At 61.1% G+C, this 3,410-nt stretch carries 5 protein-coding genes; 1 reads left to right on the top strand and 4 read right to left on the bottom strand.

What is annotated here, in order from left to right; genetic code table 11:
* The 3 genes from EN879_RS28760 to EN879_RS28770 all read right to left on the bottom strand — a co-directional run.
* Nucleotides 1–543, bottom strand: a 543-nt coding sequence (locus EN879_RS28760) for a biotin carboxylase N-terminal domain-containing protein (RefSeq protein WP_281034610.1), incomplete at its 3' end; no start/stop codon positions are given.
* Nucleotides 543–776 carry an acetyl-CoA carboxylase gene (locus EN879_RS28765; protein WP_013533152.1) on the bottom strand — a complete coding sequence of 78 codons (234 nt, stop codon included), beginning with the start codon at nt 774–776 and terminating at the stop codon, nt 543–545. The genes EN879_RS28760 and EN879_RS28765, both read right to left, overlap by 1 nt.
* Before the next feature lie 66 nt (nt 777–842).
* On the bottom strand, nt 843–1,565 hold the full coding sequence (locus tag EN879_RS28770; RefSeq protein ID WP_024502406.1) for a LamB/YcsF family protein: 723 nt from the start codon (nt 1,563–1,565) through the stop codon (nt 843–845).
* A gap of 135 nt (nt 1,566–1,700) precedes the next feature.
* On the opposite strand from EN879_RS28770, the gene EN879_RS28775 reads away from it, so the two are divergent.
* Nucleotides 1,701–2,606: a LysR family transcriptional regulator gene (locus EN879_RS28775; protein WP_013533150.1), complete on the top strand. Its 906-nt coding sequence runs from the start codon at nt 1,701–1,703 to the stop codon at nt 2,604–2,606.
* A 204-nt stretch (nt 2,607–2,810) separates the two neighbouring features.
* Here EN879_RS28775 and EN879_RS28785 read toward each other — a convergent pair whose 3' ends face one another.
* The gene (locus tag EN879_RS28785; RefSeq protein ID WP_244514267.1) at nt 2,811–2,963 is read right to left on the bottom strand and encodes a hypothetical protein; all 153 of its coding nucleotides are present in this window, start codon (nt 2,961–2,963) and stop codon (nt 2,811–2,813) included.
* Between the last annotated feature and the right edge of the window lie 447 nt (nt 2,964–3,410).

Below are 3,410 nucleotides of genomic sequence, written 5' to 3' on the forward strand. Positions count from 1 at the left end.
AAAAGCTTGTTCGAACTCGGCAAGCGAGTTCGCAATGCGGAGGCCCCGCCCGCCGCCGCCTGCCGCCGCCTTGATCATCACCGGAAAACCGGTTGCGGTCAGCACCTCGTGGCCAGCCTCGAGGCCCTCGACCCGGCCAGCCGAGCCTGGCACGACGGGGACACCTGCAGCGGCAGCGGCCGATCGCGCCGAGACCTTGTCTCCCATCATCCGGATCGCATCTCCCGACGGGCCGACGAAGACCAATGCAGCGCCTGTGACCGCGTCGGAAAACGCGGCATTCTCGGCAAGGAACCCATAGCCTGGATGAACACTGTCGCAACCGGTGTCGCGGGCAGCCTTCAGAATTGCTTCGACATTGAGATAGGACTTCTTTGCAGCTGGTGGGCCGATGTTGACCGCTTCGTCCGCAAGCTGGACGTGGAGCGACTCGGCGTCTGCGGCCGAATACACCGCCACGGTGGCGATCCCCAGATCTTGCGCGGCCCGGATGATCCTGACCGCTATCTCGCCCCGGTTGGCAACCAGAAGCTTTTTCAGCATCAGTCGAGATCCGCAATAGGTGCGCCGGCCATGATGGGATCCTCATTGTCGGCAATGAAGCGGATGTTCGTACCGGCCGTCTCGGCCCTCACTTCGTGGAACGACTTCATCACTTCGATGAGACCGATTACGTCTCCGGCGGACACCGCGTCGCCATCCGCCTTGTATGGCGGCTGGTCTGGCGAAGCGCTGCGATAAAAAGTGCCGGGAAGAGGTGAAAGAATCTGGGCCATAAAAAGCTCCGGAAAACTGCGGACAGACTAATCTGGAACCGCCCGCGCGGGCGGGTTCGGTCGAGTTCAGTGCCAGGGGGCGATTGCGGTGCGCACGGCCCGGGCTATTTCGATGGCGTTCGGCGTATCGGAATGCACGCAGATGGTTTCGCAGCGTACAGGGAAGAAACTGCCGTCCTCTGCCGTGCCCTCGCCCTCCCTGATGGCGCGTACGCACCGCTCGGCCATCTCTGCGGGGTCCTTGGCGTCATGAACGCGTGTCAAGATCAGCTTGCCGGAGGCATCGTAGTCGAGATCGGCATAGAACTCAGCGACAAATGGGATACCGCGCTCTTGATAGATCTTCTCATGCAGGGTGCCCGTCATGCCGAAGAGGGGTACGCCGAAAATCTCTGCCGCGTCGCACACGCCATGGGCTATTGCCTCCTGCTGCATGGCCATGAAGTAGAGGCTGCCATGCGGCTTGATGTGGTGGAGTTCCACACCCTCGGCCTTGAGGAAGCCGGCAAGCGCTCCCACCTGGTAAATGATGGTGTTTCTGACTTCTTCGCGGGTCATCCGCATCTCGCGCCGGCCGAAACCCTGAATGTCGGGCAAGCCTGGATGGGCGCCGATCTTTACGCCACTCGCCTTGGCGCTGCGGACGGCGGTGTGCATGTGATCCGGATCGGAAGCGTGAAAACCACAGGCGACATTGGCAACGTCGATGATGGGCATCATGCCCATATCATCGCCAACCTTGTAGAGGCCAAAGCTTTCGCCCATGTCGCAGTTTAGCGTCACCGCCATCACATTGTTACCCCTCGAAGCTGCCGTCTTTGCGGCGTTGCAGCATTTTTTGCGCATGCGAGGGCATTTGTGAAATAGTAGTTTATTGATTGTCATATCAAAAAAACAGATAATGGTTCTGGGCCAGGGCGCACCATGACCATCACCTTGAAACAGCTGGATTATTTTATCGCGACCGCCGAGAGCGGACAGGTCAGTCATGCCGCGGTGGAACTCAACATCTCGCAATCGGCGGTCACTGCGGCGATAAAGACGCTTGAGGCTGACCTGGGCGTACGGCTTTTGGAGCGTAACCACGCTGGCGTAAGACTGACGATGGAGGGCGCGCGGTTTCTTGAACATGCGCGTGTTATCACCGGGGCCGTCGCTGCCGCCGTCCGAAGCCCGTTGCGCGATAGGAAAGGCCTGGCGGGCAAGCTGCGGCTGGGCATGACCTACACGGTCGTCGGCTACTACATGTCGCGCCACTACGCGCGCTTTCGAAAGACCTATCCCGAGATCGAGGTCGAGGTGCTGGAACTGCCCCGAGACGCTCTCGAAAGCGGGTTGATGTGCGGGGACATCGACATGGCCGTGATGCTGGTGTCGAACCTGGAGCACACCAAGGAGTTGGCGCAGGAGGTCTTGATGCGGTCGAACCGCCGGCTCTGGCTTTCGGCTGATCATCACCTCCTCGCGCGGCAGGAGATCAGCCTCGCCGATGTGGCGGCGGAAGATTATGTCATGCTGACGGTTGACGAGGCACGCACGACGGCCGCCCGTTACTGGGATGCCGCGGGCCTTTCGCTCCGCGCCGTCCTTACCACCAGTTCGGTCGAGGCCGTGCGGTCGCTCGTGGCTGCCGGCATGGGGGTCACTGTCCTGTCCGACATGGTTTACCGCCCCTGGTCCTTGGAGGGGCAGCGCATCGAAGTGCGCGGGCTTGTCGAGCCCATCCCCACTATGGACGTTGGCCTTGCCTGGTCGCGTGACAGATCAATCGAACCGGCGGCTGCGGCCTTCCGGGCCTTTATGTCCGTAACCATGGGCGGCGGCGGCTAACCTCCTGCCGCCAGTCAGGCGCTATGGCTGGTTGAGCAGCGGAGCATGCCGCGCGCAGGAGCTGATGCCTCGCATCATCAAGGGGGATTTCACCTTTGTCGCAAATTACCTCGTCATCGTCGTCCCTCAGGTTGCTCCCGACAAACAGAAGGAATTCTTGGACAGTCTTATTGGTCCACCTCGGACCGGAACCGGAGAAGTTTCTCATCGGCGGGCGGTGACTTCACGGTTGCGGGCTACGATCTGCTCGTGGCGGAGGGGAGGCGTCGCCTCGATGAAGCCCTTGATCAGCGCGTCGCGAATTCCGGGTGCGCGCGCCTTTTCCGCCGTGGACAGCGCATCCTGAAGATCAGGCAACGTCAGTTCCGTGCAGTAGGCGGGCGTGCCCGGTTGCTCAGCGCATGGTGCGCGGATCTATTCCGTATTGAGCGGACATCCAGAGGGTCGCGCAGGGCGGTGCTGCCGACGGAGCAGTCCGCCTCGAAACTCGTATAGCTCGCGGCATCTACTGACGGCGCGCGCCAGGCGCCAGGCAGGTTGCGGTGCCCGTTGTCCGGATGCATGCCGGTATCATCTGCCTGATCATCGTGTCCTCGTTTCGCTCGCTAATGCCGACCTGTTAGAATAATCGACCGGGGGCTATATGGAGACTCTCTCCGATTCGGCTTTTAGATACGGAGAGTGTCTCCGGTATTCAAGGGTTCAAGGTCAGTAATGTCGCAATTTTCGGTCGCGTCAGCCCTGCGCAGGGACGCGCAGCATAATCGGGCGCACATTCTCGAGGTGGCGCGACAAGCGTTCGGC

Origin of the sequence: Mesorhizobium sp. M7A.F.Ca.AU.002.02.1.1 (genome assembly GCF_003998535.1) — a bacterium.
Taxonomy (GTDB): domain Bacteria; phylum Pseudomonadota; class Alphaproteobacteria; order Rhizobiales; family Rhizobiaceae; genus Mesorhizobium; species Mesorhizobium ciceri.

Bases quoted from the DNA above. Each gene is read 5' to 3' on its own strand.
- EN879_RS28770 (WP_024502406.1), bottom strand. From the start codon at position 1,565: ATGGCGGTGACGCTAAACTGCGACATGGGCGAAAGCTTTGGCCTCTAC.
- EN879_RS28765 (WP_013533152.1), bottom strand. From the start codon at position 776: ATGGCCCAGATTCTTTCACCTCTTCCCGGCACTTTTTATCGCAGCGCT.
- EN879_RS28775 (WP_013533150.1), top strand. From the start codon at position 1,701: ATGACCATCACCTTGAAACAGCTGGATTATTTTATCGCGACCGCCGAG.